9 protein-coding genes are annotated in these 14543 nt (G+C 67.2%); 7 read left to right on the forward strand and 2 right to left on the reverse strand.

Annotated elements, in window-relative coordinates:
* Positions 1 to 7: 7 nt before the first annotated feature.
* From drmA to LXT21_RS20060, 5 genes are all read left to right on the forward strand, one after another.
* Positions 8 to 3346: a DISARM system helicase DrmA gene (gene drmA / locus LXT21_RS20040; RefSeq protein WP_254039745.1), complete on the forward strand. Its 3339-nt coding sequence runs from the start codon at positions 8 to 10 to the stop codon at positions 3344 to 3346.
* Positions 3333 to 5180, forward strand: a complete 1848-nt coding sequence (drmB, locus tag LXT21_RS20045) for a DUF1998 domain-containing protein (protein ID WP_254039746.1) — start codon at positions 3333 to 3335, stop codon at positions 5178 to 5180. The genes drmA and drmB overlap by 14 nt, the downstream gene beginning before the upstream one ends.
* A gap of 391 nt (positions 5181 to 5571) precedes the next feature.
* Positions 5572 to 7893 carry an SGNH/GDSL hydrolase family protein gene (locus LXT21_RS20050; protein WP_254039747.1) on the forward strand — a complete coding sequence of 774 codons (2322 nt, stop codon included), beginning with the start codon at positions 5572 to 5574 and terminating at the stop codon, positions 7891 to 7893.
* A 25-nt stretch (positions 7894 to 7918) separates the two neighbouring features.
* Positions 7919 to 9100 carry a hypothetical protein gene (locus LXT21_RS20055; protein ID WP_254039748.1) on the forward strand — a complete coding sequence of 394 codons (1182 nt, stop codon included), beginning with the start codon at positions 7919 to 7921 and terminating at the stop codon, positions 9098 to 9100.
* A gap of 224 nt (positions 9101 to 9324) precedes the next feature.
* Positions 9325 to 9579: a hypothetical protein gene (locus LXT21_RS20060; RefSeq protein ID WP_254039749.1), complete on the forward strand. Its 255-nt coding sequence runs from the start codon at positions 9325 to 9327 to the stop codon at positions 9577 to 9579.
* A 101-nt stretch (positions 9580 to 9680) separates the two neighbouring features.
* Here LXT21_RS20060 and LXT21_RS20065 read toward each other — a convergent pair whose 3' ends face one another.
* Complete coding sequence (locus tag LXT21_RS20065; protein WP_254039750.1) at positions 9681 to 11351, reverse strand: hypothetical protein; 1671 nt, start codon at positions 11349 to 11351, stop codon at positions 9681 to 9683.
* 372 nt (positions 11352 to 11723) lie between these two features.
* Between LXT21_RS20065 and LXT21_RS20070 the strand changes: the two genes are divergently transcribed.
* Positions 11724 to 11900: a hypothetical protein gene (locus LXT21_RS20070; protein ID WP_254039751.1), complete on the forward strand. Its 177-nt coding sequence runs from the start codon at positions 11724 to 11726 to the stop codon at positions 11898 to 11900.
* Between the two features lie 37 nt (positions 11901 to 11937).
* Here LXT21_RS20070 and LXT21_RS20075 read toward each other — a convergent pair whose 3' ends face one another.
* Positions 11938 to 13791, reverse strand: coding sequence for a hypothetical protein (locus tag LXT21_RS20075; protein WP_254039752.1), 1854 nt, complete (start codon positions 13789 to 13791; stop codon positions 11938 to 11940).
* A gap of 54 nt (positions 13792 to 13845) precedes the next feature.
* Here LXT21_RS20075 and LXT21_RS20080 point away from each other — a divergent pair, with 54 nt between their 5' ends.
* A complete protein-coding gene (locus LXT21_RS20080; RefSeq protein WP_254039753.1) occupies positions 13846 to 14529 on the forward strand; it encodes a hypothetical protein in 684 nt (227 codons plus the stop codon).
* Positions 14530 to 14543: the final 14 nt, after the last annotated feature.

Genomic DNA, 14543 nt, shown 5'->3' on the forward strand with positions numbered 1-14543 from the left:
CCCTCACATGAATGCCACTGACACGGGAGCGGTCCGCTCCCACCTCATCGATGCGCTCGAAGCGGACCTCGTGGGTCCGTTCCACAAGCCTCCGGGTGCTCCTGTCTCGGACGCCACGGAAGTGCTCCGCACACCACCGTCCCGCTGGTATCTGACTGGCTTCCTTGTCCCGCTCGACCAGGGTGTTATCGATGATGACCCCGACGATGAGGAAGACGACCTGGCCGCAGGCAATGACGAGGACGACGAGGAATCCTCCCGCCCTGACCCGACCGCCAAGAAGGTCCGCCGCCTGCCCGCGTCCATGGGCCTGTCCGTCTTCGTCCCCGCGGGCACTTCCCAGCTCACGGCCCATGTCTGCTGGGCGGACTACCAGCGCCTCGACGCAGAGGAGCGCAAGCACTGGCGTCGTACCTTCCATCAGCGCACCGTCACTCTGCACCTGGACGACGCGGCGCTGCGGGAAGGTCTGTACCTCCAGGACAGCGGTGGCCTGCGCCTGGAAGGCCACGTGGAGAAGACTCGCGAAGGCGAGCTCGCGGTCGCCATCTTCCTCGTCAACGCTCGCCCTCCCACCAGCACCTCCGCCGACAGGGACGAGGCCTACGTCTTCCAAACCCACCTCGCCCTGGAATGCGCGCAGGGCTTCGTCAGCCGACAGGACTCCAGCGACGCCAGGAGCGAGGACGAGGACGACCTCGTCAACGACCTCCAGTTCCGCGACCGCCAGCGGTGGGCCGTGGGCCATGGCATCTCCGTTCGCGTCCCCGTCGCCTCCGTCCCCGTCACCCGCGTCGAAACAGACTGGCTGCCACGCGTCGAGGTGCTCCCCGTCGAAGCGCGGCAGATTGACGAAGTCACGGTGGGCATGGAGCAGCTCGCCGCGTTCACGACACCTTCGGAGGCCGTAGCGGCCCTGCTCCCCCTGGTCCGGGCCTACCGTGAATGGGTGACCACCCAGGCCACGGTCGCTGTCGGGAGCGAACGCCGCGAGGAGACTCGAGATGAGCTCATTCGCAGGGCTCGACGCGCGGCGGATCGCATCGAGGACGGCATCCAAATCCTGGCCCGGGAACCTCTCGCCTTCGACGCCTTCCGCTGGATGAACAGCGTCATGGCTCAGTCGGAACGCAAGGTCCGACAGGACGAGGCTCCCAAATGGCGGCTCTTCCAGCTCGCCTTCATCCTGCTCAACCTCCCCTCCGTCGAGCACGAAGGCCACGCGGACCGTGAGCTCGTGGAGCTCATCTTCTTCCCCACCGGCGGCGGGAAGACGCAGGCCTACCTGGGCCTCATTGCCTTCACCTTGCTCCTGCGTCGCCTCCGAGGGCAATCCCACCTCCACGGCGGCCTGGGCGTGGCCGTGCTGCTTCGCTACACGCTGCGGCTGCTCACACTCGACCAGCTCGGTCGCGCCGCGACCCTCATCTGCGCGCTCGAAGTGCTCCGCCAGCAGGAGCCCAAACGTCTGGGCATCGTGCGCTTCTCCATCGGACTGTGGGTCGGTCGCTCCGCGACCGCCAACACGCTGGAGCAGGCCTCCACTCAAATCACCGAGTACAAGAACGACAACAGCGCCCGCGCCCAATCGCCGTTCCCGCTCGCCACCTGCCCCTGGTGCGCCACGCCGTTCGAACGGGAGTGCTTCATCCTCCGACCCTCCAAGTCCAGACCCGAGGGGGTGCTCGTCGGCTGCGCCAACATCGCGTGCGCCTTCAACCTGGGCCGCAACCCAGAAGGGCTCCCCGTCCTCTTCGTCGACGAGCAGATCTACCGCGAGCTGCCGTGCTTCCTCGTCGCCACCGTGGACAAGTTCGCCATGCTGCCGTGGCGTGGCGAGACGGGGCTGCTCTTCGGCCGAGTCCTCGGTCGCACCGGCAAGCGCTTCGTCGGTCCGTGCAACGACGCCGCGGACGTGAAGGCGGCGCTCGTGATGCTCCCGAAGGGGCTGCCTCCCCCAGAGCTCATCGTGCAGGACGAACTGCACCTCATCTCCGGCCCGCTGGGCTCCATGGTGGGCCTCTACGAAGGCGCCGTCCTGACACTCGCGCCCCGAGCGAAGCTGGTGGCCTCCACCGCCACCGTCCGCCGCTCCCGACAACAGGTGAGTCGCCTCTATGGACGGGACGTCGCGCTCTTCCCTCCGCCCGGCGTGGATGCCTCCGAGACGTTCTTCGCCTCCGTGGGCAAGAAGGGCGCGCGCCAATACGTCGGCGTGGCGGCACCCGGGCGGCCCATGAAGGCCCTCCTGCTGCGCGTCTATGTCAGCCTGCTCGCCGCCGCCGCGCGCGGCGAACAACTCCACGGCGCCGTGAGCGCGGACCCGTACCTGACGCTCGTCGGCTACTTCAACAGCCTGCGAGAACTGGGCGGCATGCGCCGACTGGTCGAGGACGAGGTGCGCCGACTGGTGATGGACCGCGTCCGCCGTCGTCCCGAGGACTTCAGCAAGGACGCCGAGCATCCCTGGTACCGGGGCAGGACCATCCGCGGCGAGCCCATCGAGTTGACCAGCCGGGAGAAGACCGCCGACATCAAGGTCTCGAAGAACCGCCTGGAGCTCACGCACGGCCAGCCCCAGAGCATCGATGTCGTGCTCGCCAGCAACATGATCTCCGTCGGCGTGGACATCGACCGGTTGGGCCTCATGGTCGTGGCGGGACAGCCCAAGACGACCAGCGAGTACATCCAGGCGTCCAGCCGCGTGGGCCGAAAGATGAACAAGCCCGGCCTCGTGGTGACGTGTCTCAACGCGGCCAAGCCTCGAGACCGCAGCCACTACGAGCGCTTCGGGACGTACCACGAGTCGTTCTATCGCTTCGTCGAAGCCACCTCGGTGACTCCCTTCTCCGCACCGGCGCTCGACCGGGGGCTCGCGGGCGTGGTGGTGGCCCTGGGCCGGCTGCTGGACACCGCCATGACCGCGCCCCTGGAGTGGAAGTCCTTGCAGGCGCACCGGGACGCGCTGGAGCAGGCGCTCGAGATCCTGGCGAAGCGCGCGGGCCGAGGACTGCCCACGGAGGAGGCGGAGCGCGCCAGCGACATCGTGATGCAGCGCGCACGCGGCCTGCTCGACTCGTGGCACAACATCATCGAGCAGGCGAAGAAGGACGCCGCCGAGCGCGCGTACTCGCCCTACGACCCGGCGGGGAAGGGGCTCAAGCCCCTGCTGCGCGGCTTCCTGGACCGCACCGACAACCTCACCCAGGACGAGCTCAAGTTCGAGGCGCCCACGTCCATGCGCGACGTGGAGTCCTCGGTGCACCTGTGGATTTCACGTCAACCCCTGGGCGGCTACCGCGCCCCGAAGGCCGCGACGGAGGAGGTGGCGAATGACGAACCGTAGGAAGTGGACCCGGGCCCGCTCGACGCGGCCTCCGGATGGGCGCGTGCGCCAGAGCCAGGTGGTCTCCACCTTCGGTCCGGGCAGCATGCTGGACCTGCTGAACGATGCAGTCTTGGTGGGCGGCCTGGACTTCTGGCGGCTCAAGGGGCAGGGCGAGGTGGTCAACGAACCACGGCTCCTGGAGATCGTCGAACCGCTGTACCACCGCAACAAGTGGCCGCTCAGCAAGGAGGCTCCCTTCCGCAAGCCCCCGGCTGGCGACGAGCGAGAGCCGACGGAGTCCTGCGGCATCCAGGTGTATGAGTTCCCGCGCTGGTTCGTCTGCCAGAACCCCCACTGCCGCACGCTGGTTCGGGCCAACAGCCTGGAGCGCGTGAACCAGGAGTACCGCCACCGCTGCGCGGGTGTGGACGCGAAGCCCGAGCGCTGCGTTCCGGTGCGCTTCGTCACGGCCTGTCCTCGGGGACACCTGTCGGACATCGACTGGACCTGGTGGATGCACGAGCGCAAGCCTTGCGACGCCCCTCAGCTCAAGCTCGAGGAGGGGGTGAGTGGTGATTTCAGTGACATCGAGGTCGCGTGCTCGACGTGCGGCAAGCGCAGGCGCCTCATCGACATGACCCACAAGGAGCAGCAGGACCGCTGCGACGGGGAGCGGCCCTGGCTGGGATTGGAGGCGCGGGAGCGCTGCGACGAGAAGCAGCGACTGCTGGTCCGCACCGCCAGCAACGGCTACTTCGCGCAGACCACCAGCGCCATCACCATCCCTGAGCCGGAGTCGCTCCGGCGCAAGGTGCAGTCCGCGTGGAGCATCCTCCAGTCCGCCACCGCGGAGACGCTGCCGGCCTTCCGGACCATCCCCCAGGTTCAGGCGGCGCTGGGCTCCGCCTCCAACGGGGAGGTGCTGGCGGCCATCACCGCGGAGCGCGAGCACATGCCCGAAGCCGTCCCGGAGATTCGCACCGCGGAGTGGCTCCAGTTCCTCGCGCAGCCTCAAGAGAAGCCTGGCGAGATGCCCAGGGATCGCACCGAGGTCTTCTGGGCCCGGCGCATCGCTCGGCCCCAGGGACTGCCCCCGCTGGTCGAACGCGTGGTGCTGGCGCGGCGGCTGCGGGAGGTCCAGGCCCAGGTCGGCTTCACGCGGCTGGAGCCCCTCTCGAAGGACCTCCAGGGCCGCTACGACCTGGACGTGGCGCTCGCGCCGATGTCGCTCCACCGGGACTGGGTCCCCGTCACGGAGATGCAGGGCGAGGGCATGCTGCTGGTGCTCGACGAGCAGCAGGTGCATGCCTGGGAGATGTCCGAGCCCGTGCTGCGGCGCGAAGAGGTGCTCCGGGCAGGATATGAGCGCTGGAAGCAGGGCTCCGGTTCGAAGCTCCCGTTCCCGGGCGTGCGGCTCTACCTGCTCCATTCGCTGGCGCACCTGTTGATGACCCAGGTGGCGCTGGAGTGTGGCTATCCCGCGAGCTCCATCCGCGAGCGGCTCTACTGCGCGCCGCACAGCGACGCCGTCCCCATGGCGGGCATCTTGTTGATGACGGGCACCACGGGCGCGGAAGGCACGCTGGGCGGTCTGGTGGAGGAGGGGAGGCGGCTGGGGCAGCACCTCGCCCGGGCGCTGGAGGATGCACGCTTGTGCTCCAACGACCCTGTCTGCGCGCATCACGAACCCACGGGCCGTGATGACCGCGACCTGGAGGGCGCCGCGTGCCACGGGTGCCTCTTCCTCCCCGAGTGCTCCTGCGAGCGTTTCAATCAGTATCTCGACCGCGCGCTCGTCGTGCCCACGCTGGGCCACGAGGACGTTGCCTTCCTGAAAGCGTCGTGGACCTGAGCAGCGTGGCGACGTTGGACCTGTCAACGGCCACGACAGTGCGGCCACGGAGACTGGGTTCAGCCTGAGCTTTCTAGTGTGGCCTTGGCGTCACTAGGTGTGTCTGTCCGTGGGGACGACGGACTTTGCATGCGCCTCCACGCGTGCCCATCCCTTCAGTGTGAGCGCAGGATCTTCGCTCACCGTGGTGGCCCGGAGGTCTGTCAGTCTTTTCACGCGAGTGGGACAACCTTCGGTCCACCCATTGTGCCAAACCACACTTGTTGGAAATCGGACTTGCGGCTAAGACGGCTCAGGGCCTGGTCGGGGAGCTGGTTCGAGCGCGCGTCAGGGGGAAATCAGCAACCCGTCTCCTCGCGGCCCTCCATTTCGCGCGCAAAGGAAATCCTTCATGTATCGTTGTATGCAAGCCGTGTTCGCCACGGTCCTGTGCATCACCCTGGCGTGTGGTTCCCCTGAAGGCAACCGCCAGGATGTGCCGCAGCAGACGGGGTCGGAGGCAAAGGCGCTCACCGACCCGTACAATCCCTTGGCCGAGGGCATTCGTTGGTATCAGAGTTCCCGCTTCTCCAGCGGAGAAAACGAGTCCGCGAGCTATCTCCATCCAGATGCCAACGACGGCTACTTCATCACGTTGAATGGCTGTCCTCCGGAGCTCGAGGACGGCGGCTATTCCCTCTTTGGCTATAACTTCACCTGGACCATCTCCGGCACGACCATCGACACGGGGGGCCTCTGTAAGATCAACCATACCTTCCCCACCCAGGGCGCCTATGACGTCCGCCTGAAGATCACCTACGCGGAGTTCGTGGTGAGCGGGCCGATTCAAACCGCGGAGTACCAACGGTTCGTGACGATTCGGGACTACCTCGTCGTGAGCCTGGGTGACTCCTATGGCTCTGGGGAAGGGGCTCCGGACGTCGTGGCGAACTGGGACAACGACACGCACCCGGTCTGGAAGAATGCGCGATGCCATCGCTCCTTCAAGGCCCCGGCGGCGCGGGCCGCGCTGGCCCTGGAGTCGAGTGATCCTCACTCCTCCGTGACCTTCCTGTCACTGGCGTGCTCCGGCGCGACCCTCCAGCGGACGACCTACAAGGACGAGAACTGGACCGGTGCTCCCATCTGGAGCATCCACGACGGCTTCGCCACCGCCAGCGACGGGCCGCCCCGTGGCTCGGGAATCCTCGGCCCCTATGTGGGCGTCGAGGCCCCCGCCTACCAGCACGGCGCCTGGAATCCCGAGCACTACATGCCCTCGCAGGTCGACAGGCTCGAGGCGCTGGTGGGCAATCGCCCCATCGACGCGCTCGTCCTCAGCGCCGGCGGCAATGACGTGGGCTTCGCAGACATCCTCCGGTTCTGTGTCGTGCACACGGATTGCCACCAGGGCAACGACGGGCAGGAGCTGCGCTCCAAGGTCGATGTGCTCAAGGCCGCCCTGCCCGCGAGCTATGACCTGTTCCAAGCGACGCTCAAGCAGAAGGGCTTCGATGTGCGCAGCACGTACCTCATGGAGTATCCGGACTTCGTGCGTGGCAACTCGGGGCAGGTCTGCCCGGCCATCCTGGAGGAGACGAACTTCCTGCCCAGCCTTGGTGCGGACGCGTCCTATGGAGAGCTGGTGTACCTGGATGGCTATGTCCGGGTGCCCCTGATGAACATGATGCAGGAGGCCGCCGAGCGCCATGGCTGGAACTACGTGTCGGGCATCTCCGATGCGTTCGCGGGAGTCGGCACTGGCGTGGGCCACGGGCTGTGCGCCTCACCCAGCAATCGCTGGGTGAACAACGGCTACGACGCGGCCGCGAATCAAGGGCCGGAGGACAGCGAGCAGGATACCACGGGCACCGCGCACCCCAACGAGACGGGCTACGCCGTCATGACGGTCTTCCTCCAGGAGAAGATGGACGTCACCCTCCCGCCCCTTCCTCGCGTGGGCATCCTGAAGAGCAACGGGGAAGTGCACGCGCACGAGGGTGGCGCCGCCTCCGATTGGGTCCCTCAGTCCGGTGACATCCAGGCGGTGGCCTTGGCCGGCAGCCGCATCGGCGTGCTGAAGCTGAACGGTGACTTCTACCTGAAGGACGGCGCCATCACCGAGCTGTGGAACCTGGTGACGGGCGACGTGGCCTCCATCACGCTGTCGGGCAAGCGCATTGGCATCATCAAGACGAACGGCGAGGCCTACGTGAAGGAAGGCGCGTGGGACGCCCCCTGGGTCCTGATGAGCGGCGACGTCAAGGCCCTCGCCCTGTCTGGCAAGCGCATCGGCATGCTGAAGACCAATGGCCAGTTCTACCTGAAGGACGGAGCCCTCACCGAGCTGTGGGACCTGGTGACGGGGGACGTGGCGTCCATCGCGCTGTCGGGCAAGCGCATCGGCATCATCAAGACGAACACCGATGCCCACGTGAAGGAAGGCGCCTGGGACGCCCCCTGGGTCGCGCTGGGAACCAGCAGCAAGGCCATCGCGCTGACGGAGAACCGCGTGGGCGTGCTGCGGCTCAACGGTGAGTTCGTGCTCAGGGAAGGCGCGCTCACCTCGGCCTGGAACGTGGTGACGGGGGACGTGGCGTCCATCTCGCTGTCGGGCCGGCGCATCGGCATCGTCAAGACGGATGGCAATGGATACGTGAAGGAAGGCGCGTGGACCGAGCTCTGGACCTGGCAGACCACGACCACCACGAAGCTCGTCCTGGCCACGCCGTAGCTCGGACATCCTCATGAACACACACATGACACCCAAACGGTTCAAGCCCTCCACCGGGCCTCTGCTCTCCATCCTCCTGTCGCTCTTCGTCGCGCTGGTCTCGACGGAGGCCCTCGCGCAGTGCCCCACGGGTTCGTTGACCTGTGGTTTCCCGCTGGGCGGCGCCTGCTACTTCCCGGGCAGCTCAAATTGCAGCAACGGCACCGTCTGCGGCCGGGGCTCCGAGGAGTGTGGTGGGGCCTGCTATCGCCCCGGCCTCGAGACCTGTCTGCGGGGCATGTACATCTGCAGCAACGCGTACCTCTGCGGCACCTATTGCATGCGACGTGGGCAGACGTGCCTGGATGGCAATCAGGTCTGTCCCACGGCCCAGGCCTGCCGGGGGCAGTGTCTGGAGGCGGGAGAGTACTGTCCCGCGGACGGCGCCCGCATCGCGATGTTGAAGCAAGGGGGCCAGCTCTACCTGAAGGAAGGCGCGCTCACCGAGCTGTGGAATCTGGTGACAGGGGACGTGGCCTCTGTCGCGCTGGCGGGCAACCGCATCGGCATCGTCAAGACGAACGGCGAGGCCTACGTGAAGGAAGGCACCTGGGACGCGGCCTGGGTCGTTCAAAGCGCCGACATCCAGGCCATCGCCCTCTCGGGCACGCGCATCGGCGTGCTGAAGCAGAATGGCCAGTTCTTCTTGAAGGATGGCGCGCTCACCGAATTGTGGAACCTGGTGACGGGAGACGTGGCCGCCATCACGCTGGCGGGCAACCGCATCGGAATCGTCAAGACGAACGGCGAGGCCTTCGTGAAGGAAGGCGCCTGGGACGCCCCCTGGGTCCGGATGAGTGGAGACGTGAAGGCCCTCGCACTCGAGGGCACCCGCGTCGGCATGCTGAAGACCGATGCCGAGTTCTACCTGAAGGAAGGCGCGCTCACCGAGCTGTGGAACCTGGTGACGGGTGACGTCCAGGCCATCTCCCTGTCGGGCAGCCGCATCGGCATCCTGAAGACGAACAGCGAGGTCTACGTGAAGGAAGGGGCGTGGGACGCGCCCTGGGAATGGGAGAGCTCGGCGGTGAGCGCCTTCCAGATCTCGGGCACGGGCATCGCGGTGCTCGCGAGCAACGGCGAGCTCTACGTGAAGGAAGGTCCCGTCACCTCGCTCTGGACGAGGGAGAGCGGGGACTGCACCGGGTTCTCGATCACGTCTCGCTAGCGTGAGTCCACGGAGCGGGCGGGTCTCCAGCGTGAATCGCCGGAGGCCGTGCCCGCTTCGTGGCTCGTCCTACGCGCGAAGGGTAGCGGTCCACGGCCGTTCCGGAGCCTCGATGTCTGATATCGGGTGGACATTGGGCGCAGCGCGTCAGCAGGGTGGGACTTGACCCAAGGCGCGGGCCCGCAGTTGGATTCGAGGGCTACAACTGCAACGGGGTTTCCATCATGATTCTTCGTGTACTGGCGCTTGCGGCGTTCGTTTCCATCGTCGGCTGTGGTGGAGCAGAGGTCCCGGAGGGCACCGAGACGGGCGCTCTTCCCGAGCAGGAGGTGTCCGCTCAGGCCGCCACCTGCGAGTCCCTCCAGAACAGGGCCTGCAATCCGGATCGGGAGATTGGCTGTACCTTCGCCAACGGCACCCTGGGTTATTGTTTCTGCCAGGCGATTCCCCACAACAAGTGGGTCTGCATGCCCAACTGAGCATCCCAGCCGGGCTTGAATGAAACGCTGCCCGCGACGCTCGAAATCGAGGTGGCGGGCAGCGTCTGTTCCCCTCGAGGCTGTCCTGGGGCGCAGCCCCGTTATGAATTGGGCGGGACCGTCGTCGAAGGAAGGACCGCCGGAGTCTCTGTCGCGGCGTCACCTGACAGGGGCTTCGCCCCTTGTGCCTCGGGCAGCGCCCCCATGCTGGCGGACATCACCGCGATGGCGTCGTGCACGTCACGAGTGGCAGCCTCACGCGCCCCGACATCATCCACGAGCTGATACAGCAGTTGGATGCGCTGGGCCTGGGCATCGTGCATCAGCCGCTGCGCCACGTTGCGAAGCAGCGGCTCACTCAGGCCATCCGTCTGTGCCAACTCCTCGAAGCCCGCGACCTTCTCTTCGACTGCGCCGGTGACGTACCAGACCAGGTCCCTGGCACCCCGCAGGCCCTTCTTCTCCAGGTTCTCCCAGGCCTCGGGAAGCGCCTGGGCCAGCAGGGCGGAGTCAATCCACCCGAGAATCTGGTGCTTGTCGAAGTTGGTGTTGCGTTGGAGCCGCAGCGGGTCCGCCATGGCCATCCCCACCACGTCGTGGATGCCCTCCTCCTGGAGGCGCTCATCTATCTGCGGCGTGACGCCGCGAATCATCGCGAGCGGCATGGAGCGGGCGGGCGGAACATACGTCGTCGCCCCCTTTCCGAGTCGCTGCGCCTGCTGGGCGATGGCTTGAGCCACATACCGGGGAGCCATGCCCACCCCGAGGTACAGGGCCTGGGTGCCCCAGCCCGTGGACTCGCCAGCGGTCCCCACGCCCGCGACCCAGACCTTCGATATGGCCGCGGCCATGATGGGGCCCAGGGCCAGGGTGACCGCGCACCAGAGCGCCGCGCCGCTGGTGATGTCATGCCGGAAGCCCCGCTGTCCCAGGTAGAGGAGGACGTAGACGTACGCGCCAGCCACGCCCAGGCGGGCTGCTTCCAGCGTGGTGTCGGAGATCAACGGCGTCCCATTCTTGACGAGCACGATGTTGAGCGCGCCCTCCGAGACAGGGTTGAGGACAAAGGCGGCGACGGCCCCCGTGGCGACGATGGCCAGGGCGGGCAACCCGTAGCGCAACGCGATGTTGCTCGTATTGAAGTAACGGTCATTCGCCTCGACCATCTCCTTGAGGTCTGCCCGCTCCTGATGACCGAAGCTGTGCAACACCTCTCGCGAGATGAGGCGGGGCTTGATGAGCCCCAGGTAGAAGCCGTGGTGGATGACCAGCAGGGCGGGCAGCGCCGACAGCGCCCAGGTCCAGAACGCGTACCGAGGCAGCAGGTTGCTCGCCATGGCCACGAAGATCATGGCCACCAACACCAGCCCCCACAAGGTCCGCTCGCCCTGAAGCTTGCGTTGCAAGCAGAGCATCCCCAGCAGCACCAGGACCACGAAGGTCAGGAGCACGCCGGTCCCCTTCGGCTTGCCGCGATTCTCCTGGGAGGACGCTTCACTCGGAGGCGGAGCCTCGACTCCCGAGGCCGTGTTGAGCTGTGCGGCCGCTTCAGCGCCCGACGCGTCCTTGCCTTGAGAGGCGGAGGGGGTGGTCGGTACCTTGCCTTCACGCAGATACGATTGGACCGTGTCGGTCCACGTCCCAGGCCAGAGAGCGCCCAGGTAGTACACCCCGAGGAGACCTGCCGCGGCGGTGAGCAGCAAGACACCCAGCACGACCCGGAAGGACTGCCAGAATCCGTCTCCGCCAATGCTGCCGGACCCTGAATCCAAGACACTCGCTTCAGCCTGACGCTCTTGAAGAATCATCCGTCCCCCCCAGCTTCCGTACCGCCGCGGCAGTGTACGCGTGAACGTCGGCTGGATGGAAATCCCAAGAGGGGCTTGGCGCCTTGGACTCCCCGTTCCGCGGGAGCAAACGCTGACGGAGGTGTCCGCGCAGGTTGTTACTTGCAATTCCCTGCAGGGCAGGGCCTGCACCCCGGACAGGGAGATTGGCTGTCCTTGGGCCAATGGCAACCCGGGTTATTGTGTCTGCCCGGCGATTCCTCACGACAGGTGGTTCTGTATGATTGACTAAGCGTCTTGACCGGGCCTGGAGCGCAGGCTCCGGAGCTGGCCGCCTGCAGGGAGTTGAATCATTCGATGGACGCTTGTCTGGAGATTTGGATACCGGAAGCGCACTCCTTCGAGCCGCACTGCGACCAGCTCGACATGGTGGTCGAGGCGGACCTCGCGCAGGTGTTGACCCTGCTGGGGCAAGGCGTGCGGAGAGAAGAGTCGGCGCTGGGGTTCGTGGCCTACTGTCGCTCGGCCGTGTAGCAGCGCGGATGGGCTGTGCGCGCCGGGCCCGAGTGACTCACGGCGCGCTCAACGTGAAGTGCCAGCTCTTGGCGATGCCCACCAAGGGGTCCTGCGATGAGAGCACCACGCGGTGGAGTCCCGAGGCGGTGGTCGTCACGCGCTGGGTCCTCGTCGCCGTGTCGCTGACGATGGGAACGCTCGCGCCCTCGGCGTCGAACAGCTGCACCTTCGCCCCACCGGGGGACACGACGTAGGTCGTCCCGCCTTCGAGCATGACGGCGAGCTCGTCGATGTCCGAGCCCAGCTCGAAGACGCCCTCCAGGCTCACCGGGAGCGTCACCAGCGTGGCGTGGGCCGCGTCGTCGCCATGGTCATCCGTCCCCACCCGCTCCACCCGGAAGGTGAAGGCGTAGGGAGGCGAGCGCGAGTCGATGAGGAAGGTGACCCGCGCCGACGCCAGCATGTGCGCCTTCCAGACGCCTCTGCTGGAGGTGCCTTGCATGCGGAGGGTGCTGCTGGGCGCGCTCGCGCGCAGCGAGCAGTCCGGCGTGCAGGTGACCTGATAGACGCCGTCCGCATCGAGCTGGAGCGCGATGGCGTCCAGGTCCTCGATTCTGTGGATGAGCCCCTCGACGCTCTGCCCCACCTCGATGCGGGTGGCGGTCTCGGGCGTGCCGCCGTGGTCATCCAGCCCGAGGTCCTTCAGCTCCACCTGGAAGTCGCTCCACCATTGGGCGTCCTGGAGGACGTGCACGTAGTAGCGCCCCGTCGACGCCGCTTCGTGGACGATGCGTCCCCAGTCGGACTCGACCAGGACCTTGCCCGCCGCGTCCGTGAGCTGGATGCGGCGCTCGCGCGCGGGGGACACGCCGACGGCGTAGATGTGGCCCTGGGTGGCCTCGAAGGAGAAGACATCCACGTCGTTGGTGCCATGCAGTCGCGCCGTGAGGGGGACTCCCGGGACGAGCAGGGTGGCGCCGAGCATCCCGTTCGCGTGCTCGTCGGTCCCCAGGTCGTCGAGCCGGCATTGCGTGCTCCACACGCCGTCGCTCTTGTGGACGCTGACATACCAGGTGCTCGCCTCCTGGCTCATGCGTCCCACCGAGGAGCGCCATTCGTTGCCCAGCACGTAGCCGTGCACCTGGGCGCCCGCGCTGTCCCACAAGGTCACCGAGACGGCTTCACAGGAGAACCGGAAGCTGCGCCCCGGCTCGGTGCGGAAGGTGAAGAAGTCCATGTCTCCCGCGAACTCGAAGGCGACGGGGAACGGCGCGCTGGGCATCGCGATGGGGGTCGCCGTGGCGGGCGTGTCGCCGTGCGCATCCTTGCCCAGGTCCTCCAGCCGATAGCTGTACGTCCCCGAGCCCTCACGGCCCGTCCCGGCGGACAGCTCGATGAAGCGGGGCGCCTCCGGCGTGGAGACGAGCTCCACGACTTCGCCCTCCGGCGCGCGGTAGGACCTCACGTGGACCCGTCGCCCCTGGGCATCCAGCGCATTCCAGGACACCGCGGTGAGTGTTCCGGGGCGCAGGGTGAAGCGGAAGCCATGGCCCGCCAGCGCGGGCACGGCGAGGACATCCCGGTCCACCTTGTCCCGGAAGAGGGGGCTGATGCTCCCCTCCTGGAAGTCCGCGGTGTGGGCCAGGAGGGTGGCGGTCTCCACCGTGTCACCGTGGTCGTCCGAGGGGCGGAAGGCGGCGATGGCGCAGGTGAGGCCGGCGGCCTCCTCGAAGGCGCCACAGCGGCACACGGGGGCGCCGTTCTCGGCGACACAGCGGCCGGCGGTGCACTCCACCTCGGCGCAGACGCGCAGGTCCTCCTCGGCGGACGGGCCACCACAAGCGCCGAGCAGGACGACAGCCACCAACGTGAACAGGCGCGGAACGGATGCGGAGCGAAAGGGAGACACCGGGAGCCCTGGGTTGACGACCGTCGAGCGACCGTAATAACCCGACGCCCACGCATGCAAACGCTCTCTCGTCCCACCGCGCGGATGCTGGCCCTGCTGTCCTTCCTGGTGTCCTCGAGCGCCGTCGCGCAGGTGTCCGCGGAGGGGGGCGCCAGCTTTCCGCGCTGGCTGGGGCTCTCCGTGCGTGCGGGCTATCTCATGCCGGGCGGGCAGATGGATGGCTCGCCGGACCCGTTCTATCTGTACGAAGTCTACAAGGGGCTCTTCGCCGCCATCGTGGAGCCCACGGTGCGAATCGGCTCGAATGTCGAGCTCGGCCCCTGGCTCCAGCTCTCCCACGCGCAGATGCGGCTGCACTGCTCCAGCGACACCACGTGTCCGGGCAGCCACCTGCGCTTCGGGCTCCAGGGGAACTACCACTGGATTCCCTCGGGGCCCTACAACCCCTGGACGGGCGTGGCGCTCGGCTACGAGCGGGCCTCGTTCACCGTGCAAGGCATCGACATCGCGTACTCCGGTCCGGACGTGACGCTCCAGGCCGGGTTCGACAGGAACTTGGGTGGGAGTTTCTGGGTGGGGCTCTTCGCCAGCTGCACGGGCGGGCGCTATGACTCGCTCGAGGTGAAGATGAACGGCCGCACGGGTGACGAGAGTCTTCGCGAGCGCACCACTCACCTGTGGCTCGGCTTCGGCGTCCGCGTGCGGATGGCGACGCCCCACGCGACGTCGCATCCCTGAGGGCCATCGCGGCG

This window comes from Myxococcus guangdongensis (assembly GCF_024198255.1).
GTDB lineage: Bacteria > Myxococcota > Myxococcia > Myxococcales > Myxococcaceae > Myxococcus > Myxococcus guangdongensis.